Here is a 26,587-nt window from a genome sequence, read left to right on the forward strand (position 1 = left end):
CCTCAGCGCGACGCGCTGGTGAACCACTTCGTCTTGATGCGCCACGAGTGCGCCGACGCCAACGCGAAGCCGGCGCCGCAGATGCACGCGAAGAACCACACCAGCGTGCCGCCTTCGATGGATTGAAGCGGCGTCACGTACGCGGTGATGATGCGCACGAGGCAGGCCAGGATGCCGCTGGCCGACGCGGCGAGGTACACGTTGGCGATGCGCCGGGAGCGCGGATCCTTACGCAGCACCAAGAGCGCCCGCGAGCCGTATGCGAGCAGATAGATCAGCGTGCCGCACAGCAGCAGCCAATAGGTGTCGAGCCAGAAATCGGTGGGCACCTCGAAGAAGTCGGCCCGGTAGATCGCGGCACCGTTGCCTATGGAGAACGTGGCCAGCAGCAGCGGGATGCACAGCGTGGCCGGGCGCTCGACGTACTGCTTGAACGAGGCCTGCATGGCGTCGTCGTCTTGGAGCCGCCCCAGGGCGTTGTAGACGATGGCCGATGCCGCGACGATGTAGCAGTCGTGGCCGATGTAGTCCTCGAGGTTCCACTTGCCGGTCAGCGCGTGGAGCGCATGGCCGAGGGTGGCCGAGGCCAGCGGAGACATCAGTAGCACGGCGAGGCCCTGCAACGCGATGTTGAGGGTTGCCGCGACCTCCCAGCGGCATGACCAGGTGAGGCGACGAATCCACAGGCTCCACGAAATGCACGCCAGCGTGATCGTGATGAGCGTTGCTAATGCCATGGGCTCTTGCCTTTGTGCCGGGCCAGTGTCAGCAAATGCTACAGCTAACCGGCGCTACAGCGGGGGTGCATCGGCGCGCGGTTTCAATTCAGACAGCTTCGGGCGGCGCTGAGTGGGGGGCGCCTGTCGCACGGTGGCAACGTGGAAAGGAGTGGATTGGAGGTAGCTGGCTACCTCGTCATGGCTCATCAACCCGAACCTGATCTGCAGATCTGGGTAGCTGAGGTGGAACCTGTCGGCCACGCGGCGCAGCTCCTCGGCGTCGGGATAGTCGTCCTCCTTGATCCGCCGGTAGTAGGTGCTGCTGGAGATGCCGAGCGCGTCGTAGATCTCCTTGGCATCGACATCCCCGTCGAGCAGGTAGCTGAGCAGGGCCTTCAATTGCCTGCCGTTCTCGTCTGTCCGTGGCACTCCCTCACGATAGACGCTTGGGCCCCGTTTGGGCAGCCCCCAGCAAACTTCGGACGGTGTTCTCGTTATTGACGTTGCCGTTGGACTTCTGGCACAGGACTCCCAAAATTGGGACAGTGGCGTACGGTAAGCCCCATGTCTGAGATCTCCGTCGACAGCTCTTTGCAGATCGTCGATCACGACGTTGCTGGCGCGGCCCGCCCCGAGAACCTGGCAAAACTTTCCGCTCCGTTGACCAGCATGGTGACGGCAGAGCTCGACGAGGCCCAGAGCTATCTCGGCCTGAGAACCGACGAGCTACTGATCGCGGCGTTGGGCCGCGCCATCGCCAGAACGTTCGGAGACGGCGAGGTGGGCGTCGACGTCTTCGGCCACGGTTCCTCGATCGCCCTGGCCTGCCCGGCCGACCGGGAGCTGGACGCCACCAAGCTGCTGCAAAGTGTTCAGCGCTCGCTCGCGGGAGCGTCGCGCCGGATCGCGCCGCGGGCCGCGGTCTTCTTCTCCAACGTGGGCTTTGCGAACGTCGGTGCCGCGGCCGAATCGTCGTTCGCCGAGCTGCCGCCCGCCGAGACCCTTTCCGACACCGGTCACACGCTGGCGCTTCGGGTGTACCGCAGCAGCGATGTGCTGCAGATGGATTGGTGGTACGACAGTCGCCGGCTGGACGCAGCAACAGTCGAAGAGCTCGCCGAGCAGTTCCCGCTGGCACTGATCGAGTTGACATCGGAAGCGACGCCGCCACTTCACCAGGACAGCCAGCTGGCCATGGCCTGAACTGCGCGGATCAGCCGGCTCGGTAGAATCGGTCCAACGGCGTCGAACCGGCCATCACCGGGGAGCCTTCGGAAGAACAGCCCAACCGGCCCAGTAGAACCGAACGGGTAGGCCCGTCACAGCCCACAACGAAGCGGCCACACCTCAACGTGGCAAGCGGGGTGGTACCGCGGCGCTCGCGCACCGGCGCGTCGTCGTCCCCGTGCCTAACGATCGACCATCGGGCACAGGAGAACACGCACCCGTGAGCCAATCCGCTTATCCGCGTACCGAACTCGGCGCTGACCAACGCGGCGGGTCGCCCGATTTCCCGGCGCTCGAAAAGCAGGTCCTCGACTACTGGGCGGCCGACGACACATTCCGCGCCAGCATCGCGCGCCGCGACGGCGCACCCGAGTACGTCTTCTACGACGGGCCCCCTTTCGCCAACGGCCTGCCGCACTACGGCCACCTGCTCACCGGTTATGTCAAAGACATCGTGCCGCGCTACCGCACGATGCGCGGCTACAAAGTCGACCGCCGATTCGGCTGGGACACCCACGGGTTACCGGCTGAACTCGAGGTCGAGCGACAGCTCGGCATCACCGACAAGTCGCAGATCGACGCGATGGGCATCGCCGAGTTCAACGACGCCTGCCGTGAGTCGGTGCTGCGCTACACCGACGAATGGCGCGAGTACGTCACCCGGCAGGCGCGCTGGGTGGACTTCGACAACGACTACAAGACGCTGGATCTGACCTTCATGGAGTCGGTGATCTGGGCGTTCAAGCAGCTCTGGGACAAGGGCCTGGCGTACGAAGGCTATCGGGTGCTGCCGTATTGCTGGCGCGACGAGACTCCGCTGTCCAACCACGAGCTGCGCATGGACGACGACGTGTACCAGAGCCGGCAGGACCCGGCGCTGACCGTCGGGTTCAAGATCGTCGACGGTGGCGAGCTCGACGGCGCCTACCTGTTGATCTGGACGACCACGCCGTGGACGCTGCCGTCGAACCAGGCTGTCGCGGTGCACCCCGACATCGAGTATGTGCTCGTCGACGTCGGCGAGCGGCGCTATCTGCTGGCCAAGGCGCGCCTGGCCGCCTACGCGCGGGAACTCGGGGCGGAGCCGGAGATCGTCGGCACCTACCGCGGCGCCGACCTGCTCGGCGTGCGCTATCTGCCGCCGTTTCCGTACTTCCTGGACGCGCCCAACAGCTTTCAAGTGTTGGGCGGCCAGTTCGTGTCCACTGAAGACGGCACCGGGATCGTGCACATGTCACCGGCGTACGGCGAAGACGACATGGTCACCGCCGATGCAGCCGGCATCGTGCCCGTCACTCCCGTCGACTCCAAGGGCCGCTTCGACGACACCGTGCCCGACTACGCGAATCTTCATGTGTTCGAAGCGAATCCGAGAATCATCCGCGACCTGAAGAACGGCACCGGCGCCGCGGCCGTCAACGGTGCGGTGCTGCTGCGCCACGAAACCTACGAGCACTCCTATCCGCACTGCTGGCGATGCCGCAACCCGCTGATCTACCGGGCGGTGTCGTCGTGGTTCATCAGGGTCAGCGCGTTCCGCGACCGCATGGTGGAGCTCAACCAGCAGATCACCTGGCATCCCGAGCACGTCAAGGACGGGCAGTTCGGCAAGTGGCTCGAAGGTGCCCGCGACTGGTCCATTTCCCGAAACCGCTACTGGGGCACGCCGATTCCGGTGTGGAGATCCGACGACCCCGCCTACCCGCGTATCGACGTCTACGGCAGCCTCGACGAACTCGAGCGTGACTTCGGTGTGCGTCCGGACAACCTGCACCGGCCCTACATCGACGAGCTGACGCGGCCGAACCCGGACGACCCGACCGGCCAGTCCACCATGCGCCGCATTCCGGACGTCTTCGACGTCTGGTTCGATTCCGGCTCGATGTCATACGGGCAGGTGCACTACCCGTTCGAGAATGCCGAGTGGTTCGAAAGCCACTTCCCGGCCGACTTCATCGTCGAGTACATCGGCCAGACCCGCGGCTGGTTCTATACGTTGCACGTGCTGGCCACTGCGCTGTTCGACCGGCCCGCGTTCACCACCTGCGTGGCGCACGGGATTGTGCTGGGCAACGACGGGCAGAAGATGAGCAAGTCGCTGCGCAATTATCCCGACGTCAACGAGGTGTTCGACCGCGACGGCTCCGACGCGATGCGGTGGTTCCTGATGGCGTCGCCGATTCTGCGGGGCGGCAACCTGATTGTCACCGAGCAGGGGATCCGCGACGGCGCTCGGCAAGTGCTGCTGCCGCTGTGGAACGCGTACAGCTTCCTGGCGTTGTATGCGCCGAAAGTGGCTGAATGGCGGACGAATTCGACACATGTGCTGGACCGGTACATCTTGGCGAAGCTCGCCCAGTTGCGCGAGGACCTGACGGCCGCGCTCGACATCTGCGACATCTCCGGCGCATGCGAACAGTTGCGGTTGTTCACCGAGGCGCTGACGAACTGGTACGTGCGGCGGTCGCGGCAACGGTTCTGGGACGAGGAACCCGACGCGATCGACACGTTGCACACCGTGCTGGAGGTGACCGCGCGGCTGGCCGCTCCGCTGCTGCCGCTGACCACCGAGGTGATCTGGCGCGGCGTCACGGGGGAGCGGTCCGTGCATTTGACCGACTGGCCCGCCGAAGGGGAGCTGCCCGCCGACCCTGATCTGGTCGCCGACATGGATTTGGTGCGTGACGTGTGCTCGGCAGGGTCGTCGCTGCGCAAGGCCAAGAAGCTTCGCGTTCGCCTGCCGCTGCCCAAACTGACTGTGGCCGTTGATGATCCACAGCGGTTACAGCCGTTCGTCGGCCTGATAGCCGACGAGCTCAACGTCAAGAGCGTCGAACTCACCGACGACATCGCGACACATGGGCGTTTCGAGCTGACCGTGAACGCCCGCGTGGCCGGCCCGCGGCTCGGTAAGGACGTGCAGGCGGCGATCAAGGCCGTCAAGGCTGGCGAGGCCGTCGTCAACTCGGACGGCACGCTGACGGCGGGGCCCGCGGTGCTGAGGCCCGAGGAGTTCTCGTCGCGGCTGGTGGCGGCGGACCCAACCTCGACGGCGGCGCTGCCCGACGGAGTTGGCCTGGTGGTGCTCGACGGCACCGTCACCCCGGAACTCGAGGCAGAGGGCTGGGCCAAGGACCGCATCCGTGAGCTGCAGGAATTGCGCAAATCGACCGGCCTGGAGGTGTCCGACCGCATCACCGTTGTCATGGCGGTTCCAAAGGAACGCGCCGACTGGGCCAGCACCCACCGCGAGCTGATCGCGCGCGAAATCCTCGCTACCCGTTTCGATTTCGGCGAGCTCAGCGACGGCGTCGAAATCGGCGACGGAGTGCGGGTGGCCATCGCGAAGGCCTGACATCCGCTCGCCGAGTGTGGACTCGATCACGCTTTTCGACGTTCGGCGTGGATCAACCCAACACTCGGCGGCAGAGATGTCTCCATAGCATGACTCGCATGAGCCGGTGGGTGCTCCACATCGACATGGACGCGTTCTTCGCCTCGGTCGAGCAGCTCACCCGGCCCACGCTGCGGGGACGGCCCGTGCTGGTCGGGGGGCTCGGCGGACGGGGCGTCGTCGCCGGCGCCAGTTACGAGGCCCGCGTGTTCGGCGCGCGCTCCGCGATGCCGATGCACCAAGCTAGGCGTCTGGTCGGCATCCATGCGGTGGTGCTGCCGCCGCGCGGTGTGGTCTATGGGGTGGCGAGTCGTCGCGTGTTCGACACGGTACGCGCGATCATGCCTGTGCTGGAACAGCTTTCGCACGACGAAGCGTTCGGTGAACCGGCCGAACTCGCCGGCGCGTCCGCCGCCGACGTGGAGCGCTTCTGCGAGGAACTTCGCGGCCGCGTGCGGGAGGCGACCGGGCTTGTCGCGTCGGTGGGCGCAGGTTCCGGGAAGCAGGTCGCGAAGATCGCCTCGGGGCTGGCCAAGCCCGACGGTGTGCGGGCGATCCCGCGCGACCAGGAACGTGCGCTGCTCGGTGGGCTTCCGGTGCGCAAGCTGTGGGGGATCGGCCCCGTCGCGGAGGAGAAGCTGCACCGGCTCGGCATCCAGACCATCGGCCAGTTCGCCGATCTCACTGAGACAGAAGTTGCCGACGTCCTGGGTGCGACGGTGGGCCCCGCGCTGCACAAGCTGGCCCGCGGCATCGACGAGCGTCCCGTCGCCGAACGCGCGGAGGCCAAGCAGATCAGCGCCGAGTCGACGTTCCCGGCCGACCTGACGACCCTGGAGCAGTTGCAGCAGGCGGCGGGCCCGATCGGCGAGCATGCGCATCGGCGGCTGCTCAAAGACGGCCGAGGTGCCCGCACCGTGACGGTCAAGCTGAAGCGTTCCGACATGAGCACGCTGACTCGGTCGCTGACTCTGCCGTACGCCACAACAGACGCCACCACGTTGATCGCCGCAGCGCGTCGGCTCCTTCTCGATCCAGTCGACGTCGGCCCCATCCGCCTTGTGGGCGTTGGCTTTTCGGGGTTGTCGGAGGTGCAGCAGGAGCCGTTGTTCCCGGACCTCGATGCGTGGGACGCGCCGACGGACACCCGCTCGGCCGGCACACCGGCCACCACGGCCGGCGGGTGGCGCGTCGGCGACGACGTCCACCACACACGGTGGGGGCACGGCTGGGTGCAGGGATCCGGACACGGCGTGGTGACGGTTCGGTTCGAAACCCGCGCCAGCGGTCCAGGCGCCGCCCGCACATTGCCCGCCCACGATCCCGAGCTGAGGCGCGCGAATCCCGTCGACAGTCTGGACTGGCCGGAATTCGTCAACGCCCTTGCCGACGAGTCAGCCCCAGCGGGCGACGACTTCACCGACGGGTGACCCGGCGGCCAGCGCGGCCATCAGCAGCACCCGCGCCTGAGGAGGCCGCAGCCGCGGCATCTCGAATGCGCCCGCTTCCACCAGCTTCAGTCCGGGCCCGTACCGGGCGCTGACGCCGCCGAACGGTACCCGGGTCGACACCGCGACCGTGACGCCTGCTGCGCAGTGGCGGGCGACGGCGTCGACGACGGCGTCGCCGACATTGCCGGCGCCGAGTGCCTCGAGCACCACGCCGCGCGCGCCGGCGGCCACGCAGGCGTCGAGCGCGACTGCGTCGGCGCCCAGGTAGCAGGCCACCACGTCAACACGCGGCGCAGACTCGGCGGCGACGGCGCCCACAAACGGCCGCTCCTTGATTGCGTGCAGCTGCAGCCGGCCGTCGGCGATCGCGCCGACGGCCGGACCGTCGAAACCCGCCCACGGCCCGCTGCCCACTTTCCGCGTTCCGAGCGGGGCCAGGACGGCGCCGCTCAGGCACACCAGCACGCCGAGACCGCGCGCATCAGGGCTGGTGGCCAGCGCGATCGCGTCACGCAAATTGCCCGGGCCGTCCGCCTGCGGGTGGTCGGCGCTTTTGGCGGCCCCGGTGAGCACCACCGGGGCCGCGCCGTCGTACGTCAGCTCCAACCACAGCGCGGTCTCTTCCATCGTGTCGGTGCCGTGGGTGACGACGACGCCGTCAGCACCGTCGTCGACGGCGCGGCGGATGGCGGCGCCGATCCGGTCCCAATCCGCAACGGTCAACTGCGAACTGTCTTTTGCCATCACGTCGACGACGTCCACGTGCTGGCCGCCGGCCCCGCACAGCAGTTCCGCTCCGCTGCGCACCGGCTGCAGGATCCCGCGGGCGTCGGCGACCGATGCGATGGTGCCGCCGGTGGTGACGAGGGCGACGCGGCTCATGGCCGAATCATGCCCCAGTCGGGCTTTGGGATGATGAGAGACGTGAGTGACGAGTCCGCGGGCGAACCGGCGACGGCAACCGAGGGTGCCGCGCCGCGGCCGCGCCGACAGGTCCGGTTGCTGGTGTCGGTCGCCGCGGTGATCCTCGCCGTCGACGTTGTCACCAAGGTGCTCGCCGTGCACTGGCTGAACCCGGGTCAGCCGGTGTCGATCATCGGCGACACGGTGACGTGGACGCTGGTGCGGAATTCGGGCGCGGCGTTCTCGATGGCGACCGGGTACACGTGGATTCTGACGTTGATCGCGACCGTGGTGGTGATCGGCATCGTCTGGATGGGGCGCCGGTTGGTGTCGCCGTGGTGGGCGCTCGGGCTGGGCATGATTCTCGGTGGCGCACTTGGCAATTTGGTCGACCGGTTCTTCCGGTGGCCCGGGCCGCTGCGCGGGCACGTCGTCGATTTCCTGTCGATCGGCTGGTGGCCGGTGTTCAACGTTGCCGACGCGTCGGTGGTCGGCGGGGCGGTGCTGTTGGTGGCGCTGTCGGTGCTCGGCTATGACTTCGACACCGTCGGGAGGCGCAAGCCGAACGACGCATCGGGTGAAGTCGGGAGGCGCAAGGCGAACGACGCATCGGGTGAGGTCGGGAGGCGCAAGCCGAACGACGCATTGGGTGAAGTCGGGAGGCGCAAGCCGAACGAGTCGGGCGAGCCGGGAAACGAAGCGCGCTGATGCCGGAGCGGTCGATGCCAGTACCCGAGGGGCTGGCCGGAATGCGGGTGGACGCCGGGCTGGCACGGCTTTTGGGACTGTCGCGCACCGCCGCGGCCGCGCTGGCCGAGGACGGCGCCGTCGACATCGACGGCACCCGCGCAGGCAAATCCGACCGGCTGACCGCCGGGGCATGGTTGGAGGTGCGGTTACCGGAGCAGCCCGCGGCGCCCGAGAACCGGGTCGAAGAAGTGGTCGGCATGAGCGTGCTCTACGCCGACGACGACATCGTCGCAGTGGACAAGCCGCCCGGTGTGGCTGCGCATGCGACGGTCGGCTGGCACGGCCCGACCGTGCTCGGCGGACTGGCCGCCGCCGGTATCCGGATCAGCACGTCGGGCATTCATGAACGTCAGGGGATCGTTCACCGTCTCGACGTCGGCACCTCGGGCGTCATGGTGGTGGCCCGCTCTGAGCGGGCGTACACAGTGCTCAAGCGCGCGTTCAAGCAGCGCACCGTCGACAAGCGCTATCACGCTCTGGTGCAAGGACATCCGGATCCGTCAAGCGGCACCATCGACGCGCCGATCGGCCGGCATCGCGGTCACGACTGGAAGTTCGCGGTCACCGAGCAAGGCCGGCACAGCATCACCCATTACGACACGCTCGAGATGTTCCGAGCGGCAAGCCTTCTCGACATCCACCTGGAAACCGGACGCACACACCAGATCCGGGTGCATTTCGCCGCACTGCACCATCCCTGCGTCGGGGACCTGACCTACGGCGCAGACCCGACATTGGCGAAAAAGCTTGGGCTGCAACGACAATGGCTGCACGCGCGGTCGCTGGCATTCACCCACCCCGCTGACGGGCGCCGGATGGAGATCACCAGCCCGTACCCACACGACCTACAGCACACCCTAGACCTGTTACGCGGCCAGTGACCGACAGGCATCGGTCCGGGCTGGTTTCGGGCGTCGGCGCCTACGTCTGGTGGGGCCTGTTCCCGGGGTTTTTCCCGCTGTTGCTGCCCGCCGGGGCGCTGGAAATCTTGGCGCATCGCTACCTGTGGACCGCGGTCTTTTTGCTAGTCGTGCTGGTCGGCGCGCGCAGGGTCGGCGAGTTGCGCAGACTCAGCGGGCGAACCTGGCTGTTGCTCGCGGCAGCGTCAGCATTGATCGGCATCAATTGGGGCACCTACATCTTCGCGGTCACCAACGGCCACGTCGTCGACGCGGCGCTCGGCTACTTCATCAATCCGCTGGTCTCGGTGGCGCTGGGGGTGCTGGTTTTGCGGGAACGCATCCACGCGCTGCAGCTCACAGCGCTCGTCATCGCGGTCGCCGCGGTTGGCGTGCTGACTGCACAGGTCGGCGGAGTGCCGGTGATCGCGCTGGCGCTGGCGACGTCGTTTGGCTCGTACGGGCTGGTGAAGAAAATCGTGACGGTCGACCCCCGCGTGAGCGTGGCCGTCGAGTCGTTGTTGGCGCTGCCGCTGGCCGGCGGCTACCTGATCGCATTGCAGGCCGCCGGGCATGCCCACTTCGCAGGATTCGGCACCGGACACACCGCGCTGATGATGCTGTCCGGGCCGGTGACCGCGATCCCACTGCTGATGTTCGCCGCGGCCGCTCAGCGGCTCTCGTTGATCACGCTGGGTCTGCTGCAGTACCTCAACCCCGGCCTGCAGATGGCGTGGGGGGTGCTGATCAACCACGAGCCCATGCCGACTGCCCGCTGGATCGGGTTCGGCCTCATCTGGGTGGCTCTCGCGGTGCTCACGCTCGACGGCCTGCGCCGCGGACGCCGCAAGACACACGAGCACGACACGCCGAAACTCGTCGGTGGGCCGCCATAGACTGGCCTGCCTATGGACCGCTCGTTCGTGCACCTGCACAACCACACCGAATACTCGATGCTGGACGGTGCCGCGAAGATCGCGCCGATGCTGGCCGAAGCGCAGCGCCTGGAGATGCCCGCCATCGGCATGACCGACCACGGAAACATGTTCGGCGCCAGCGAGTTCTACACCAAGGCCACCGCCGCGGGCATCAAGCCGATCATCGGCATCGAGGCCTACGTCGCGCCCGGCTCGCGGTTCGACACCCGCCGCGTCACCTGGGGCGATCCCAGCCAGAAGGACGACGACGTCTCCGGCAGCGGGTCCTACACCCACCTCACGATGGTGGCCGAGAACGCGACCGGTCTGCGCAACCTGTTCAAGCTGTCGTCGCTGGCGTCGTTCGAGGGCCAGTTGGGCAAGTGGGCCCGCATGGACGCCGAGCTGATCGCCGAGCACGCCGACGGGATCATCGCCACCACCGGCTGCCCATCCGGCGAGGTGCAGACCCGGCTGCGGCTCGGCCAGCACCGCGAGGCGCTGGAGTCCGCGGCGCGGTGGCGCGAGATCTTCGGCCCTGACAACTACTTCCTCGAGCTCATGGACCACGGGCTGACCATCGAGCGTCGGGTCCGCGACGGGCTGCTCGAGTTGGGCCGCACGCTCGGGATCGCGCCGCTGGCCACCAACGACTGTCACTACGTCACCCGCGACGCCGCCCACAACCACGAGGCGCTGCTGTGCGTGCAAACCGGCAAGACGCTGTCTGACCCCACGCGCTTCAAGTTCGACGGCGACGGCTACTACCTCAAGTCGGCAGCGGAGATGCGGGCGCTGTGGGACGCCGAGGTGCCCGGCGCCTGTGACTCCACCCTGTTGATCGCCGAGCGGGTGCAGTCCTACGAGCAGGTGTGGCAGCCGCGCAACCGGATGCCGGTGTTCCAGGTTCCCGACGGCCACGACGAGGCGTCCTGGCTGCGCCACGAGGTCAACGCCGGCTTGCGACGGCGCTTCCCCGACGGGCCGCCCGACGGTTATGAACAGCGTGCCGCCTACGAGATCAAGGTCATCTGCGACAAGGGCTTCCCGTCGTACTTCCTGATCGTCGCAGACCTGGTCAGCTACGCCAAGTCGGTGGCGATCCGGGTAGGGCCCGGCCGTGGGTCGGCCGCGGGGTCGCTGGTGGCCTACGCGCTGGGCATCACCGACATCGACCCGATCGAACACGGGCTGCTGTTCGAGCGGTTCCTCAACCCGGAGCGCGCGTCGATGCCCGACATCGACATCGACTTCGACGATCGCCGGCGCCCGGAGATGCTGCGGTACGCCACCGAGAAGTACGGCCATGACCGCGTCGCCCAAGTGATCACCTTTGGCACCATCAAAACCAAAGCGGCCCTGAAAGATTCGGCCCGCATTCATTTCGGCCAACCGGGCTTTTCGATCGCCGACCGGATCACCAAGGCGCTGCCGCCGCCGATCATGGCCAAAGACATCCCGCTGTCGGGCATCACCGACCCCAGCCATGAGCGGTACAAGGAAGCCGCCGAAGTACGCGGGCTGATCGACACCGACCCCGAGGTGCGGACCATCTACGACACCGCGCTGGGTCTGGAGGGGCTGATCCGCAACGCCGGCGTGCACGCCTGCGCGGTGATCATGAGTTCCGAGCCGCTGCTCGACGTGATCCCGCTGTGGAAGCGTCCACAGGACGGCGCCGTGATCACCGGCTGGGACTACCCGTCCTGCGAAGACATCGGCTTGTTGAAGATGGACTTCCTCGGGCTGCGCAACCTGACGATCATCGGCGACGCGATCGACAACATCCGGGCCAACCGCGGCGTGGACGTCGATCTGCAGTCGTTACCGCTCGACGATCCGGCCACCTACGAACTGCTGGGCCGCGGCGACACGCTGGGGGTGTTCCAGCTCGACGGCGGCCCGATGCGTGACCTGCTGAGGCGCATGCAGCCGACGAAGTTCGACGACATCATCGCGGTGATTGCGCTGTATCGGCCGGGCCCGATGGGGCAGAACGCCCACAACGACTACGCCGACCGCAAGAACGGCCGCCAGGCCGTCAAACCCATCCATCCGGAACTGGCCGAGCCGCTGGAGGACATTCTCGCCGAGACGTACGGCTTGATCGTCTACCAGGAGCAGATCATGCGCATCGCGCAGAAGGTCGCCGGGTACTCGCTGGCCCGAGCCGACATTCTGCGCAAAGCCATGGGCAAGAAGAAGCGCGAGGTACTCGACAAAGAGTACGAGGGCTTCGCAGAAGGCATGCGCGCCAACGGCTTTTCCGCGGCAGCCATCAAGGCGCTGTGGGACACGGTGCTGCCGTTCGCCGACTACGCGTTCAACAAGAGCCACGCCGCCGGCTACGCGATGGTGTCGTACTGGACCGCATACCTCAAGGCCAACTATCCGGCCGAATACATGGCGGGGCTGCTGACGTCCGTCGGCGACGACAAAGACAAGGCCGCGGTGTATCTGGCCGACTGCCGCCGCCTGGGCATCACGGTGCTGCCACCCGACGTCAACGAGTCGGGCCTGAACTTCGCGTCGGTGGGCAACGACATCCGCTACGGCCTGGGCGCGGTGCGCAACGTCGGCGCCAACGTGGTCAGTTCGATCATCCGAGCCCGCAACGACAAGGGCAAGTTCACCGATTTCTCGGACTACCTCAACAAGATCGACATCGCGGCCTGCAACAAGAAAGTCACCGAGTCGCTGATCAAGGCAGGGGCGTTCGATTCGCTCGGTCATCCGCGCAAGGGCCTGTTCCTGGTTCACACCGATGCCGTCGATTCGGTGCTGGGCACCAAGAAGGCCGAGGCGATGGGTCAGTTCGACCTGTTCGGCGGCGGCGACTCGAGCTCCGACGCGGTGTTCTCGATCAAGATTCCCGACGACGAATGGGACGACAAGCACAAGCTTGCCCTCGAGCGCGAGATGCTGGGTCTGTACGTGTCGGGGCATCCGCTCAATGGGGTCGCCCACCTCCTTGCCACCCAGGTGGACACGCAGATTCCCGCGATCCTCGACGGCGATGTCGCCAACGACACGCAGGTGCGCGTCGGCGGAATCCTGGCCTCGGTGAACCGCCGGGTCAACAAGAACGGATTGCCTTGGGCATCAGCACAATTGGAGGATCTGACGGGCGGCATCGAGGTGATGTTCTTCCCGCACATGTACTCTACCGTCGGCGCAGAAGTGGTCGACGACGCGGTGGTGCTGGTCAGCGCGCGGGTGAAAATCCAGGACGACCGCATCTGCCTGATCGCCAACGACCTTGTGGTGCCGGACTTCTCGAACGCCGCGGCCAACCGGCCGGTGGCGGTGAGCCTGCCCACCCGACAGTGCACACTGGACAAGGTCACTGCCCTCAAGCAGGTGCTCGCCCGCCATCCGGGCACCGCGCAGGTGCATCTGAGGCTGGTCAGCGGCGACCGCATCACCACACTCGAGCTCGACCAGTCATTGCGGGTCACCCCGTCCTCTGCGTTGATGGGCGATCTCAAGGCGCTGCTGGGACCGGGGTGCTTGAGCTGAGGCCGTCGAACGGCCAGCGGGCTCGCCGATGATGTGACCAGTTTCTGAACTCTGGAAGCACAACGCTCTCCCTCTGGCAAACTACCGATGGGAGTTGCGCCCGTCAGGCCACCATCGTGTCAGGCGTGGTCCTGATTGCGGAGGCGGTTTTTCATGCGGTGGGTGCGCTGGTGGTGGCGACAAAAGGACCGGTTCGACTGGTTCACCAGCTACCTCGCCGAACGGCACCTGCAGGATGCGGCCCGCTGCGCCGTCGTCATGGTCACGTTGACGTTCGCGGCGGTCGCTGCGGCGATGCTCGCCAGCGAATTGGGGCCGCAGACCGGCTGGCAACGCGGCACATCCGCCGCCGCCGCTCTCGTCGGCGTGTGCCTCGCCGGGTTGTGGGTGTGGCGATGGCCGACGCTCACACAATCGCGGATCTTCGTCGCTGCCTGCATCGTGTGCATCGCGGCGGCGTGCCTTAGTCAAGCCGACCCGCTGGCGGGTCTGACGGGCTGCTTCACCTTCGTCGTGTTGGGTGTCTACGCCGCGCTGATGCACTGCGCGAAGGCGACGAGCTTCAACTTCGCCGTCAGCGTCGCGGTCGCGGGGGTGCTGGTCTGGCGGGTGTACGAGGGCGGGGGCGACGTCGTGTTTGCGCTGTGCGAGGCGGCGGTGCTGGGGCTGGCCGGCATCGGGGCGCCCGTAGCGCTGAACACACTGCTACACGTCATGGCCACCGACATCCTGGGCTCCGACCGCGACCCACTGACCGGGCTGCTGAATCGACGCGGCTTCTACCGCCAGGCCAGACGGCTCCTCGAAGCGTCGGCCGACTCGCAAAGCAGTTACCTGACCGTCGCGATGATCGACCTCGACGACTTCAAACGGCTCAACGACCACCACGGTCATTCCGCAGGGGATCAGGCGCTCATCGACGTCGGTCATGCGCTCACCCAGCACACCAGCAAGACCGCCGTCGTCGCGCGGGCGGGCGGCGAGGAGTTCTTGGTCGCCGAGGTGTCCGACGATGCGATGCCCGCAGCGAAGCTGTGCCGGGCCGTCGCAGAAACACCGCACGACGTGACAGCCAGCGTGGGAACCACCAGTGTGCCGCTCGCAGCGCTGGACCACCAGAACCGCCTCGCCCTGCTGGATCGACTCATCGCACACGCCGACGCCGCCATGTATGCCGCCAAATCAGCCGGCGGCAACCGCCACTTCCACCACCGCGGGCCTCCTCTGTAGCGCAGAACTCAGCGCAGCACGTTCACCGCGCGGGCGAACACCAGCGCGATCGTCGACACCGCGACAAGCGCCTGCAGCGTCATCATCGCCTTCGCTCGATGCGTCAAAGGCATTGTGTCCGTGGGGGAGAACGCCATCACATTGGTGACGCTGACGTAGAGGTAATCCAGGAACCGCGGCTCCCATTCCGCCGATGCGAGCTCGCGCGTTCCCGTCTGCGGGAACATGAAATCCGGATAGCACCGCTTCGGACTGCGCTCAGTGACTCCGGCCCGGGCGAACGGGCCGCCGAGATCGATCTCCCAGTACCAGATACCGAACACGATGATGTTGGTGACGAACACCGCTGCGCCGCTGCCCAACAGCACGGCGGGATCGTTGCTCACCTCACCCGACAGAATGTGGTAGTCCAGTACCACCGCTGAGGCGGTGTTGTCGATGGTGATCGCCGCCAGCAGCAGCACGCTTGCCGTCCTGCCGAGCGTGGTCGAGCGGGTGAGGTGGCGGGGGTTGATCACCAGCAACACCACGACCAGCAGCAGCTCCATCGCGATCAGCGGCCAGCGCGGCACCACGGTGTAGCGCTCGGGGATCGCGCGCTGCATCGCGATCGCGGCGATCAGCGCCACCAGCACCGGCCACCGGCTCTCCGGATTGCCGGGACGAAGCCACGCCGGCAGCCGCTGTTCGGCCTCGCGGGCCAGCTGTTCGGCCCTGCGCACCACGTCTTCCCTTGGGCGTTGCGGTTTTCCGCTGTCGTCGCTCATCCCCGCCGTACGCTACCCGTCATGACCGAGCGACCGGCCACTCTTTGCGAGGCCTTTCAGCAAACCGCAAGCATCGATCCGGACGCCGTCGCGCTGCGCACCCCGGGCGACACCCAGACCCTCACCTGGCGCCAGTACGCCGACCAGGTCCGGCGGGTGACCGCAGGACTGGCGGGGCTGGGTGTCAAACGCGGGGACACGGTGTCGCTGATGATGGCCAACCGGATCGAGTTCTATCCACTCGATGTCGGCGCGCAACACCTGGGCGCGACCTCGTTTTCGGTGTACAACACCTTGGCGGCCGAGCAGTTGGCGTACCTGTTCGGCAACGCGGAAACCAACGTGGTGATCTGCGAACAGCAGTACGTCGACCGCATCAAAGCCAGCGGCGTGGCCCTGGACCATATTGTCTGCATCGACGGCTCGCCGCCGGGGTCCGTGCCGCTCGAGGACGTGCTGGCCGCCGCGCCTGCCGACTTCGATTTCGAATCAGCTTGGCGGGCAGTCGAATCCGACGACATCGCGACATTGATCTACACCTCGGGCACCACGGGAAGCCCGAAAGGCGTGGAGATGACCCACGCGAACCTACTGTTCGAGTCGTTCGCAGTCGCGAGCGTGCTCGACGTCCGTTTCGGCGACCGGATCACGTCGTTTCTGCCGTCGGCGCACATCGCCGACCGGTGGAGCTGCCTTTACAGCCAAGAAGTGTTCGGCACGCAGGTCACCGTCGTCTCCGACACGAAGGCGATCGCCGCGGCGCTGCCTGACGCGCGTCCCACGATCTGGGGCGCGGTGCCGCGGGTATGGGAAAAGCTGAAGGCCGCAATCGAATTCGCCGTAGCTAACGAGTCCGACGAGACCCGGCGTCAGGCCTTGCAGTGGGCGATGGCCGTCGGCGCGAAGAAAGCCGCAGCGCTGCTCGCCGGTACGGAAGTGCCCGACGACCTGGCCGCCGAGTGGGCGCAGGCCGACGAACTGGTGTTGTCGAAGCTGCGGGCCAAGCTGGGTTTGGACCAGGTGCGGTGGACGGTGTCGGGTGCGGCGCCCATCCCCAAGGAGACGCTGGCTTTCTTCGCCGGGCTCGGCGTGCCGATCGCGGAGGTGTGGGGCATGTCGGAGCTCAGTTGCGTCGCCAGCGTGAGCCATCCGCGGGAGGCGAAGCTCGGCACCGTCGGCAAGCTGCTGCCGGGTTTGGAGTACAAGATCGCCGACGACGGCGAGTTCCTGGTGCGCGGTCCGCTGGTGATGAAGGGCTACCGCAAGGAGCCGCAGAAGACGGCGGAGGCCATCGACGCCGACGGCTGGCTGCACACCGGAGACATCCTGGAAGTCGACGACGACGGTTTCCTGCGCGTGATCGACCGCAAGAAGGAATTGATCATCAACGCCGGCGGCAAGAACATGTCACCGGCCAATATCGAGAACACGATCAAGGCCGCCTGCCCGCTGATCGGTGCGATGGTCGCCATCGGCGACGCGCGGCCGTACAACACCGCGCTGATCGTGCTCGACGCCGAGTCGGCGGTGCCGTACGCCGCGCAGCATGGGCTGGCGGACGCGTCGCCGCAGACGCTGGCCAGCCATCCGGACGTGATCGCTGAGATCGCGGCGGGGGTGGCCGAAGGTAACAGGAAGCTGTCCCGGGTGGAACAGATCAAACGGTTCCGCGTGCTGCCGACGTTCTGGGAGCCGGGCGGCGATGAAGTCACGCTCACCCTCAAGCTGCGCCGGCGTCAGATCAACGAGAAATACGCCGCGGAGATCGAGGAGTTGTACGCCCCGCGACCGGGGGAGCTGGTCTACGAGCCGGCTGTCAGCGGTGTGCGTGCGTAACGGCGCCGACCACCAGCCAGGCGGCGGTGCCGGCGGCCGCACCGGCCAACACGGCTACCGCCACGTCCGTCGTCACCAGCCCGGCCACCACCGCGACCAGGAAGCCGACGAGCAGGCCCACGACCTTGTAGAGCGGCCACGGCACGCCGGCGATCGTCACCTCCGTGCTCTTCGGAGAGGCGATCGCAGGGATGCGCTCGGCCGTCGTCATAGGTTCAGGTTACGCCCAGAGGAAGATTTCGGGCAACCGAAACGCCGTGTGTCGACGCCTGCGCATATGGTGGGCGGATGCCTCTGTCTGGTGAATATGCCCCGAGCCCGTGGGACTGGTCTCGAGAGCAAGCCGAGAAGTACATGGAATCCGGCGGCACCGAGGGCACCGACATGCAAGGCAAGCCGGTGGTCCTGCTGACCACGGTCGGCGCCAAGACCGGCAAGCTGCGCAAGATCCCGCTGATGCGCGTCGAGCACGACGGCCAATACGCGATCGTCGCCTCGCTGGGCGGCGCACCGAAGAACCCGGTCTGGTACTACAACGTCAAGGCCAATCCCCGAGTGGAGTTGCAGGACGGCACCGAGACCCACGACTACGAGGCCCGGGAAGTCTTCGGGGACGAGAAAGCCGTCTGGTGGGAGCGTGCCGTGCAAGCCTGGCCGGACTACGCGAAATATCAGGAGAAGACCGACCGCCAGATCCCGGTGTTCGTGCTCACCCGAGTGGATTGACCTGCATGGTTGCTGGCACCATTGACCGGTGTCCGCCGAACCGAGCCTGACCCGCACCGATGGGCCGCTGTCCGCGGCCGACGTCGACGCGGCGGTGAAGCGAATTTCCGGCGTGGTGGCGCCGAGTCCGCTTCAGCTCAGCGAACGCCTGTCCGCGGCGACCGGCGCCACGGTGTACTTCAAGCGCGAAGATCTGCAGTCGGTCCGGTCGTTCAAGCTGCGCGGCGCGTACAACCTGCTGATGCAGTTGACCGACGAGGAGCGTAAGGCGGGTGTGGTGTGCTCGTCGGCCGGCAACCATGCGCAGGGATTCGCTCACGCCTGCCGCTCGATGGGCATCAAGGGCCGCGTCTACGTTCCGCGCAAGACGCCCAAGCAGAAGCGTGACCGCATCCGCTACCACGGCGGCGAGTTCATCGAACTGATCGCCGTCGGGTCCACCTACGATCTGGCTGCCGAAGCCGCACTCGAGGACGTCGCCCGGACCGGGGCCACGCTGGTGCCGCCGTTCGACGACGTGCGCACCATCGCCGGGCAGGGCACGATCGCCGCCGAAATCCTCGAACAGCTCGACGAAGAGCCCGATCTGGTGATCGTGCCGGTCGGCGGCGGGGGGCTGATCGCGGGCATCACTACCTATCTGGCCGAGCGCACGTCGAACACCGCGGTGCTGGGCGTGGAGCCGGCGCGGGCCGCGGCGATGATCGCCGCGCTGGCTGCCGGTGGGCCGGTGACGCTGGAGCACGTCGACCAGTTCGTCGACGGCGCCGCAGTCAACCGGGCCGGCACGCTGACCTACGCCGCACTGGCCGCTGCCGGCGACATGGTGTCGGTGACGCCGGTCGACGAGGGCGCAGTGTCCACCGCGATGCTGGACCTGTATCAGAACGAGGGCATCATCGCCGAGCCGGCGGGTGCGCTGTCGGTGACGGCGCTGCTGGAAACTGATGTGGTGGAACCGGATTCGACGGTGGTGTGCTTGATCTCCGGCGGCAATAACGACGTATCACGCTACGGCGAGATCCTGGAACGGTCTTTGGTGCACCTTGGCCTCAAGCACTACTTCCTGGTGGACTTCCCGCAGGAGCCGGGTGCGCTGCGGCGCTTCCTCGATCAGGTCCTCGGGCCCAACGACGACATCACGTTGTTCGAATACGTCAAGCGCAACAATCGCGAGACCGGGGCGGCCCTGGTCGGCATCCAGCTCGGATCGGCGGAGGACTACGACGGACTGCTCACCCGGATGGCCGCGTCCGACATGGACGTCGAAGTGCTGGCGCCCGAATCGCCGGCGTATCGCTACCTGATCAACCCGTAGCGCTCACGCCGGCTGTGCCACCGAAATCCCATGAGCATCAACAGCATCCGCTAGACGACTGTCGTAGGTGACGACAGCCCGAAGATCAGGCGCAGTGAGCGCGGCGGCGAGGTGGATAGCATCGAGCGTCCGCAGTCTTAGAGGCGGTAGAGTTGCCGCGTTTTCGAGGAGCCTGTTGCTCAGCGGTACGAGGTGAAGCGTAGCGATAACGTTGCGCGCGTTGTGAGCAGCTTCGCTGGACCCACGCAGCGCAGCGGCTCTGAGCAATTCCGTCCGAGCCAAGGCGGCGCTCATCTGGACATCGGAGCGGTATTGACGGAGATACGCTCTGAGCGCGGACGTCTCGGCTTCGACGACGGCGAGCTTTACCAGCGCAGAACTATCGAGGTACAGCTGCATCACCGTTCGTCAGCCCGCAATTCCGCCAGCGCCCCCGAGAGATCAATTCCACAGTCCAAAGGCTGCACGTCGAGCAGTTGGTCCGACGACTCCGGCGGAGTGATTTCGCCGCGAAGGATGAGGTCGCGCCATGGGTCTTCCACGGCCGGGACAATTCTGGCCACCAAACGACCTCGCTGAGTCACTTCGACAGTTTCTCCCTGCGCGACACGGGCGATGTAGCGGCTCGCGTTCTGGCGGAGTTCGCGAAGACCGATCCTGTCCATGTAGCACACCGTAGCACAATGCCGCTGCCCCGTGTTGACCAAGCCGTAGCCGCCTACGCCGCGCGCACGATCGCAAACGAGTGCCCCGCGAGACGTATCCGCGAGCCGTCGACCACCGGTTCTCCCCAGGCCAGCACCACCTCGCCGCTGACCGGCACCGGCGCCGGCTCGGCGCCGATGTTGCAGGCGATCGACAGCGCCCCGCGCCGCATCACCAGCCAGCCCTGCTCCTCGTCGTAGTCGACGCCGAGGTGCTCGAGCCACGGGTCGCGAAGGTCAGGCTCGTTGTGCCGCAATGCAATCAGCTGCCGGTAGACGTGCCACAGCTGGGCGTGCTCACCGACGGTCACCTCGTCCCAGTCCAGCTTGGACCGCAGAAACGTCTGCGGGTCCTGTGGATCGGGGATCTCGTCGGCATCCCAGCCGTGATGAGCGAACTCCGCCTTGCGCCCCTCAGCGGTGGCCCGGGCCAGCTCCGGCTCCGGATGCGAAGTGAAGAACTGGAACGGATGCGACGAGCCCCACTCCTCGCCCATGAAAAGCATTGCCGTGTAGGGGGATCCGAGCGCCAGCGCGGCCTTGACCGCCAGCTGCCCGAAGTCGAGGTTCTGCGACGGCCGGTCACCGACGGCGCGATTGCCGACCTGATCGTGGGTGCAGGTGTAGGCCAGAAGCCGGGTCGCGGGGATGGTCTTCTTGTCCAGGGGTCTGCCGTGCCGGCGACCGCGGAACGACGAATAGGTGGCGGCGTGAAAGTAGCCGTTTCGCAGCGTGGTGGCCAGCACTTCCAGCGTGCCGAAATCGCCGTAGTAACCCTGCCGTTCACCGGACACCGCGGCATGGATGGCGTGGTGGATGTCGTCGTCCCATTGCGCGGTCATGCCGTAGCCGCCCGCCTCGCGCGGGGTGATCAGCCGCGGGTCGTTGAGGTCGCTTTCGGCGATCAACGACAGCGGGCGGCCGAGTTCGGCTGAGAGGGCGTCGGTTTCGGCGGACAACTCCTCGAGGATGTGGATGGCCGTCGTATCCACCAAGGCGTGCACCGCGTCCAGACGCAGGCCGTCGGCGTGGAAGTCGCGCATCCAGCGCAGCGCGCAGTCGATGATGTAGCGGCGCACTTCGTCGGCGCCCGCGTCGGACAGGTTGGGACCTTCGCCCCACGGGTTGCTGCCCGAGGACAGGTACGGACCGAACCGGGGCAGGTAATTTCCCGACGGCCCAAGGTGATTGAACACCGCGTCGATCAGCAGACCCAAGCCGTGCCGGTGGCAGGCGTCGACGAACCGCACCAGCGCGTCGGGTCCGCCGTACGGTTCGTGCACCGCATACCAGAGCACCCCGTCGTAACCCCACCCGTGAGTGCCGGCGAACGCGTTGACAGGCATCAGCTCGACGAAATCCACGCCCAGGCGCACCAAGTAGTCGAGCTTGTCGATCGCCGAGTCCAGCGTGCCCTCGGGGGTGAACGTGCCGACGTGCAGCTCGTAGATCACCGCACCTTCGATGGAGCGGCCAGACCAGTTCTGGTCCGACCATGCGTCAGCCGCCGGCTTCCACAGCTGTGAGCGTTCGTGTACGCCGTCGGGCTGCCGCGGTGAGCGGGGATCCGGCAACACCTTCGGGTCGTCGTCGAGGACGAACCCGTACCGCGCATCGGGTGCGGTGTCCACGGTCGCGCGCCACCAGCCGTCGTCTGCGCGGTGCATCGGATACAGCGTGCCTTCGACGTCGAGCTGCACCCGCTCGGGAATCGGCGCCCATACCGCAAATTCAGTCATCGGCGCGCTCCAATAACGCCACTGGCAACTCGCCGAACAACTCGACGGCCGACACGTCACCCTCGAACAGCTTGCCCGTCAAGACGTCGGTCCACCGACCGGCCGGCAGCGCGAGACTGGTGTCATCCCAACCGGTTTCGGCTAACCGTAACGTCCAGCGGCTGACCGCCACCACGACGTCGTCGCCCCGGCCGAACGCGACCAGATGCGCGCGAGACCGCCCCGTCGCAAGCATCGGCAGATAGCCGCCGGCCAGGAAGGTGTCGGGACGCCGGCGCCTCAGTCGCAACGCGGAGGCGGTCACGCGCACCTTCGGATGTTCGAGCGCCGCAAGGGCGGACCGCCGCAGCGCATAGTCGACAGGCCGGCGGTTGTCCGGGTCGACCAGGCTGTCCTCCCACAGCTCGGTGCCCTGGTAGACGTCCGGCACACCGGGCGCGGTGAGCTGCACGAGTTTCTGGCCCAGCGCGTCGTTGCGGGCATGCGGGTCGAGGCGGGCCACCAAGCCGGTGAGCTCCGCGGCGATATCCCCGGAGATCACCGTATCGAGCCATCGGTGCACAGCGGATTCGAAGTCGTCGTCCGGGTCGTTCCACGACGTGCGGGTGGCTGCCTCGCGCATCGCCTTCTCGGCGTATCCGTGCAGCCGATCGCGCAGCTCCTGCGTGACCACACCATCTGCCGGCCACACGCCGAAGATGTTCTGCCACAGAAACATTCCGGTCGTCCGGTCCGGTGCCGGCGATCGCTGCTCCCAGCCGCCGACGAACTCCGCCCACAGCGACGGGACTTGCGACAGCACGCCGATCCGGGCGCGCACGTCCTCGCCACGTTTGGTGTCGTGGGTCGACAGCGTCGTCATGGCCGATGGCCACAGCCGCGCCCGGTCGGCGGCTCGCTGGTGGAATTCGGCTGCGCTGACGCCGAAGCGGTCCGGTTCGCCGCCGACTTCGTTGAGCGACACCAGCCGGGCGTCGCGGTAGAACAGGCAGTCCTCCACCGACTTGGCCGTCGCGGCACCGCACAGCTGCTGCAGGCGCACCGCGGGCTCGTCGTGCGTGAGAGCAGCCGTCACGATCGCCAGCGCCTCGGCCAGTTGCGGTTCCGCCTCGACGGTTTCGGCCAGGGCGGCGGGCAGCACCGCCGCCAGGCACAGGTAATCGCTGCGGTACAACGGAATTCGGCTGACCAGCGCGGCCACCGCATCGGCCAACTGCGGATGACCGGTGCCGGTGACCCGGACTATCGCGCGGCACAGCCGGCGCAACTCGCTGGCCAGTGTGCGGGTCACAGTGGTGGCTTTCAGTGTGCGGGCCAGCTGCGGCATGGTCGCGTAGTCGGTGCCTGCGGTCTCGAACAGTGTGGTGAGCGCGGGCTCGCCGGTGGGGTCGACGAACAGGCCGCCGATTTCGCGCAACGCGTCATAGCCGGTGGTGCCGGCGATCGGCAAGGTCGGATCCAGCGCCTCGTCCACGGCGAGGATCTTCTCGATGACGATCCACGCGCCCGGGCCGGCGATTTCGCGGAGCCACGCGAGATATCCCGCCGGATCAGACAGCCCGTCGGGATGGTCCACGCGCAGGCCGTCGACCAGGCCGTCGGCGCACCACCGCCGGACCTCGACATGGCTGGCGTCGAACACTTCACGGTCTTCCTGTCGCAGCCCGGCCAGTGAGGTGATCGCGAAAAACCGCCGATACCCGCACAATTCGCGCCGCCATCCGATCAGCCGGTAGTGCTGGCGGTCGTGCACTTGTGGTCCGGTGCCGTCACCGGTGCCCGGTGCGATCGGGAACGCGAGGTCGCCGAGGCGCAGCAGGTCGCCGTCGACGGTCAGCTGGTCGACGTCTTCGTCGGAGCCGAGCACCGGCAGCGCCAGCTTGCCGTCGACACCGTTGTCCGGTGCCCAGTCGATGTCGAAGTACGTGGCGTACTGCGATTCCCGGCCGTGGCGCAGCACATCCCACCACCACGGATTCTGTTGCGGCGCATCGACACCGAGGTGGTTGGGCACGATGTCGACCACCAACCCCAGTCCGCGCTTGCGGGCGGCGGCGGACAGCTGCGCGAATCCGTCGGCGCCGCCCAACTCGTCGAAAACCGACGTCGGATCGGTCACGTCGTAACCGTGCGTGGAGCCTTCGACCGCGGTGAGGATCGGCGACAGGTAGACGTGGGTGACGCCGAGGTCGTCGAGGTAGTCGAGCAGGGCTTCGGCATCGGCGAAGGTGAACGCCTCGCCGCTGGCCGGCCCGCGCATCTGCAGCCGGTAGGTGGACACCACCGGGTGGGGACTCACGCTGCTCTTCTCAACACGATCACCGAACGCGCCTCCATCGTGATTTTCTCGCCGGCCCGCACTGTCAGATCGGTGTTTCCCACCGGGTCCGCGGTGTCCAGGCATCCCTGCCATAGGCTGCCGTAATTTCCTTGCGGCACAACGACATCCAAGTCGTGGTCGTGTGCGTTGAAGCACAGCAGAAACGAGTCGTCGACGACGGGATATCCCCGCGCGTCGGGCTCGGGAATGGCCGCACCATTGAGGAACACAGTGACGGCTTTGCCGAATCCACTGTCCCAGTCCTCGAGTGTCATCTCCTGGCCGGCCGGGGTGAGCCACGCGATGTCGCGGATCTGCGCGCCGGTGCGGATCGGCGTGCCCGCGAAGAAGCGGCGCCGGCGGAACACCGGGTGGTCCTTGCGAAGCTTGGTCACCTTGCGCGCGAACGCCAGCAGGTCGGCGTTCTTCTCCGTGAGCGACCAGTCGATCCAGGACAGCTCGGAATCCTGGCAGTAGACGTTGTTGTTGCCGCGCTGGGTGCGGCCGATCTCGTCGCCGTGCGCGATCATCGGCGTGCCTTGGGAAACCATCAGTGTGACAAGGAAATTGCGCATCTGCCGGCAGCGCAGCTTGATGATCGCCGGGTCGTCGGTGGGGCCTTCCACGCCGCAATTCCACGACCGGTTGTAGCTTTCGCCGTCGCGGTTGTCCTCGCCGTTGGCCTCGTTGTGCTTGTCGTTGTAGGACACCAGATCGTGCAGTGTGAAACCGTCGTGCGCGGTCACGAAGTTGATGCTGGCGCTGGGCCGGCGCCCGGTCGCTTCGTACAGGTCCGACGATCCGGTCAACCGCGATGCGAACTCGCCGAGAGTGGCCGGCTCGCCGCGCCAGTAGTCACGCACCGTGTCGCGGTACTTGCCGTTCCACTCCGTCCACAGACCCGGGAAGTTGCCGACCTGGTAGCCGCCCTCGCCGACGTCCCACGGTTCGGCGATCAGCTTCACCTGGCTCACCACGGGGTCCTGCTGCACCAGGTCGAAGAACGCCGAAAGCCGGTCCACGTCGTGTAATTCCCGCGCCAGCGTCGCCGCCAGATCGAACCGGAAGCCGTCGACGTGCATCTCCAGCACCCAGTAGCGCAACGAATCCATGATGAGCTGAAGAGTGTGGGGGTGACGCGCGTTGAGGCTGTTGCCTGTGCCGGTGTAGTCCCTGTAATAGCGCAAATCCTCGTCGACGAGCCGGTAGTAGGCGGCGTTGTCGATGCCGCGGAAGTTGATGGTGGGCCCCAGCTGATTGCCCTCGGCGGTGTGGTTGTAAACCACGTCGAGAATCACCTCGACACCCGCCTCGTGAAACGTGCGCACCATGGTCTTGAACTCCGCGACGGCGGCACCGGGCTGGCGGATCGACGCGTAGGCGTTGTGCGGCGCGAAGAAGCCGAAAGTGTTGTAGCCCCAGTAGTTCCGCAGACCGAGGTCGAGCAGCCGGAAGTCGTGCATGAACTGGTGCACCGGCATCAGCTCGATCGCGGTGACGTTCAACGACAGCAGATGCTCGATCACCGCGGGATGGCACAGGCCCGCGTAGGTGCCGCGCAGCTCCTCCGGCAGGCCGGGATGGGTCTGCGTCATGCCCTTGACGTGCGCCTCGTAGATGATCGTCTCGTTGTACGGCCGCCGCGGCGCGCGGTCGGAGCCCCAGTCGAAGAAGGGGTTGACCACGACGCTTGTCATGGTGGAGCCCAGTGAGTCGAGCATCGGGCCCTTGACCGACGCAGAGTCGTCGTGTTCGGCGGCGGCAAGATCGTAGGAGAACAGCGCCGGGCCCTTTGTGAACTCGCCGTCGAAGGCCTTGCCGTAGGGGTCGAGCAGAAGCTTGCTCGAATCGCAGCGGTGCCCGGCGGCCGGCTCCCACGGCCCGTACACCCGGAATCCGTAGCGCTGGCCCGGCGTGATGCCCGGCAGGTAGGCGTGCCAGACGAAACCGTCGACCTCGTCGAGCCGGATGCGGTCTTCGGTCCCGTTCCGTTCGATCAAGCAGAGCTCGACTTTCTCGGCGACTTCGGAGAACAGCGAGAAGTTGGTGCCAGCGCCGTCGTAGGTTGCGCCGAGCGGATACGGAGTGCCGGGCCACACTGTCGCCAGGATCGGCCCGGTGTTCGGATTCGAGTCACTCGCGGCCACGATTCGACCCTATCGACCCGC

The 26,587-nt window shown here is 66.8% G+C and carries 21 protein-coding genes; 11 read left to right on the top strand and 10 right to left on the bottom strand.

Translation table 11 applies throughout. The features are described 5' to 3' along the window. Positions 1-2: 2 nt before the first annotated feature. On the bottom strand, positions 3-737 hold the full coding sequence (locus tag AC5Y4N_RS16610; RefSeq protein ID WP_499909894.1) for a hypothetical protein: 735 nt from the start codon (positions 735-737) through the stop codon (positions 3-5). A 54-nt stretch (positions 738-791) separates the two neighbouring features. Beyond that, positions 792-1,148 carry a helix-turn-helix domain-containing protein gene (locus tag AC5Y4N_RS16615; protein ID WP_499909895.1) on the bottom strand — a complete coding sequence of 119 codons (357 nt, stop codon included), beginning with the start codon at positions 1,146-1,148 and terminating at the stop codon, positions 792-794. A gap of 135 nt (positions 1,149-1,283) precedes the next feature. Here AC5Y4N_RS16615 and AC5Y4N_RS16620 point away from each other — a divergent pair, with 135 nt between their 5' ends. The 3 genes from AC5Y4N_RS16620 (at position 1,284) to AC5Y4N_RS16630 (ending at position 6,770) form a co-directional block, all read left to right on the top strand. Further along, the gene (locus AC5Y4N_RS16620; RefSeq protein ID WP_499909897.1) at positions 1,284-1,922 is read left to right on the top strand and encodes a hypothetical protein; all 639 of its coding nucleotides are present in this window, start codon (positions 1,284-1,286) and stop codon (positions 1,920-1,922) included. A 244-nt stretch (positions 1,923-2,166) separates the two neighbouring features. Beyond that, entirely contained in the window at positions 2,167-5,301 is a 3,135-nt protein-coding gene (gene ileS, locus AC5Y4N_RS16625; protein WP_499909899.1) for an isoleucine--tRNA ligase, read from the top strand. Between the two features lie 98 nt (positions 5,302-5,399). Further along, positions 5,400-6,770 carry a DNA polymerase IV gene (locus AC5Y4N_RS16630; RefSeq protein ID WP_499909900.1) on the top strand — a complete coding sequence of 457 codons (1,371 nt, stop codon included), beginning with the start codon at positions 5,400-5,402 and terminating at the stop codon, positions 6,768-6,770. Here AC5Y4N_RS16630 and AC5Y4N_RS16635 read toward each other — a convergent pair. Beyond that, positions 6,735-7,673: an asparaginase gene (locus tag AC5Y4N_RS16635; protein WP_499909902.1), complete on the bottom strand. Its 939-nt coding sequence runs from the start codon at positions 7,671-7,673 to the stop codon at positions 6,735-6,737. The two genes, AC5Y4N_RS16630 and AC5Y4N_RS16635, sit on opposite strands and share 36 nt — an antisense overlap. Before the next feature lie 42 nt (positions 7,674-7,715). Between AC5Y4N_RS16635 and lspA the strand changes: the two genes are divergently transcribed. The 5 genes from lspA to AC5Y4N_RS16660 all read left to right on the top strand — a co-directional run bounded on the left by lspA (position 7,716) and on the right by AC5Y4N_RS16660 (position 15,009). After that, positions 7,716-8,402 (top strand): signal peptidase II, encoded by a 687-nt coding sequence (lspA, locus tag AC5Y4N_RS16640; RefSeq protein WP_499909904.1) that lies wholly within the window; start codon positions 7,716-7,718, stop codon positions 8,400-8,402. Next, the gene (locus AC5Y4N_RS16645; protein WP_499909906.1) at positions 8,402-9,325 is read left to right on the top strand and encodes an RluA family pseudouridine synthase; all 924 of its coding nucleotides are present in this window, start codon (positions 8,402-8,404) and stop codon (positions 9,323-9,325) included. The genes lspA and AC5Y4N_RS16645 overlap by 1 nt, the downstream gene beginning before the upstream one ends. Then, complete coding sequence (rarD, locus tag AC5Y4N_RS16650) at positions 9,322-10,239, top strand: EamA family transporter RarD (protein WP_499909908.1); 918 nt, start codon at positions 9,322-9,324, stop codon at positions 10,237-10,239. The genes AC5Y4N_RS16645 and rarD overlap by 4 nt, the downstream gene beginning before the upstream one ends. A gap of 12 nt (positions 10,240-10,251) precedes the next feature. After that, complete coding sequence (dnaE, locus tag AC5Y4N_RS16655; protein ID WP_499909910.1) at positions 10,252-13,779, top strand: DNA polymerase III subunit alpha; 3,528 nt, start codon at positions 10,252-10,254, stop codon at positions 13,777-13,779. A 153-nt stretch (positions 13,780-13,932) separates the two neighbouring features. Continuing rightward, the gene (locus AC5Y4N_RS16660; protein ID WP_499909912.1) at positions 13,933-15,009 is read left to right on the top strand and encodes a GGDEF domain-containing protein; all 1,077 of its coding nucleotides are present in this window, start codon (positions 13,933-13,935) and stop codon (positions 15,007-15,009) included. Positions 15,010-15,017: 8 nt separating this feature from the next. Here AC5Y4N_RS16660 and AC5Y4N_RS16665 read toward each other — a convergent pair whose 3' ends face one another. Then, the gene (locus tag AC5Y4N_RS16665; protein ID WP_499909914.1) at positions 15,018-15,776 is read right to left on the bottom strand and encodes a hypothetical protein; all 759 of its coding nucleotides are present in this window, start codon (positions 15,774-15,776) and stop codon (positions 15,018-15,020) included. 21 nt (positions 15,777-15,797) lie between these two features. Between AC5Y4N_RS16665 and fadD11 the strand changes: the two genes are divergently transcribed. Further along, entirely contained in the window at positions 15,798-17,612 is a 1,815-nt protein-coding gene (gene fadD11 / locus AC5Y4N_RS16670) for a fatty acid--CoA ligase FadD11 (protein ID WP_499909916.1), read from the top strand. Here fadD11 and AC5Y4N_RS16675 read toward each other — a convergent pair. Next, positions 17,593-17,823 carry a hypothetical protein gene (locus AC5Y4N_RS16675; protein WP_499909917.1) on the bottom strand — a complete coding sequence of 77 codons (231 nt, stop codon included), beginning with the start codon at positions 17,821-17,823 and terminating at the stop codon, positions 17,593-17,595. The two genes, fadD11 and AC5Y4N_RS16675, sit on opposite strands and share 20 nt — an antisense overlap. Positions 17,824-17,900: 77 nt before the next feature. On the opposite strand from AC5Y4N_RS16675, the gene AC5Y4N_RS16680 reads away from it, so the two are divergent. Together AC5Y4N_RS16680 and ilvA are read left to right on the top strand one after the other, a co-directional pair. Continuing rightward, positions 17,901-18,338, top strand: coding sequence for a nitroreductase family deazaflavin-dependent oxidoreductase (locus AC5Y4N_RS16680; protein WP_499909919.1), 438 nt, complete (start codon positions 17,901-17,903; stop codon positions 18,336-18,338). A gap of 28 nt (positions 18,339-18,366) precedes the next feature. Next, positions 18,367-19,656, top strand: a complete 1,290-nt coding sequence (ilvA, locus tag AC5Y4N_RS16685) for a threonine ammonia-lyase IlvA (RefSeq protein WP_499909921.1) — start codon at positions 18,367-18,369, stop codon at positions 19,654-19,656. A 3-nt stretch (positions 19,657-19,659) separates the two neighbouring features. Here ilvA and AC5Y4N_RS16690 read toward each other — a convergent pair whose 3' ends face one another. From AC5Y4N_RS16690 to glgX, 5 genes are read right to left on the bottom strand one after another with little or no spacing between them, the layout of a single operon-like run. Beyond that, positions 19,660-20,055, bottom strand: coding sequence for a type II toxin-antitoxin system VapC family toxin (locus AC5Y4N_RS16690; protein WP_499909923.1), 396 nt, complete (start codon positions 20,053-20,055; stop codon positions 19,660-19,662). After that, positions 20,055-20,321: a type II toxin-antitoxin system Phd/YefM family antitoxin gene (locus AC5Y4N_RS16695; RefSeq protein WP_499909925.1), complete on the bottom strand. Its 267-nt coding sequence runs from the start codon at positions 20,319-20,321 to the stop codon at positions 20,055-20,057. The genes AC5Y4N_RS16690 and AC5Y4N_RS16695 overlap by 1 nt, the downstream gene beginning before the upstream one ends. A gap of 53 nt (positions 20,322-20,374) precedes the next feature. After that, complete coding sequence (gene treZ, locus AC5Y4N_RS16700; RefSeq protein ID WP_499909926.1) at positions 20,375-22,099, bottom strand: malto-oligosyltrehalose trehalohydrolase; 1,725 nt, start codon at positions 22,097-22,099, stop codon at positions 20,375-20,377. Continuing rightward, on the bottom strand, positions 22,092-24,398 hold the full coding sequence (treY, locus tag AC5Y4N_RS16705; protein WP_499909928.1) for a malto-oligosyltrehalose synthase: 2,307 nt from the start codon (positions 24,396-24,398) through the stop codon (positions 22,092-22,094). Before treY ends, treZ begins: the two co-directional genes overlap by 8 nt. Then, positions 24,395-26,566 carry a glycogen debranching protein GlgX gene (gene glgX, locus AC5Y4N_RS16710; RefSeq protein ID WP_499909930.1) on the bottom strand — a complete coding sequence of 724 codons (2,172 nt, stop codon included), beginning with the start codon at positions 26,564-26,566 and terminating at the stop codon, positions 24,395-24,397. The genes treY and glgX overlap by 4 nt, the downstream gene beginning before the upstream one ends. Positions 26,567-26,587: the final 21 nt, after the last annotated feature.

This window comes from Mycobacterium sp. NGS19 (assembly GCF_059813155.1).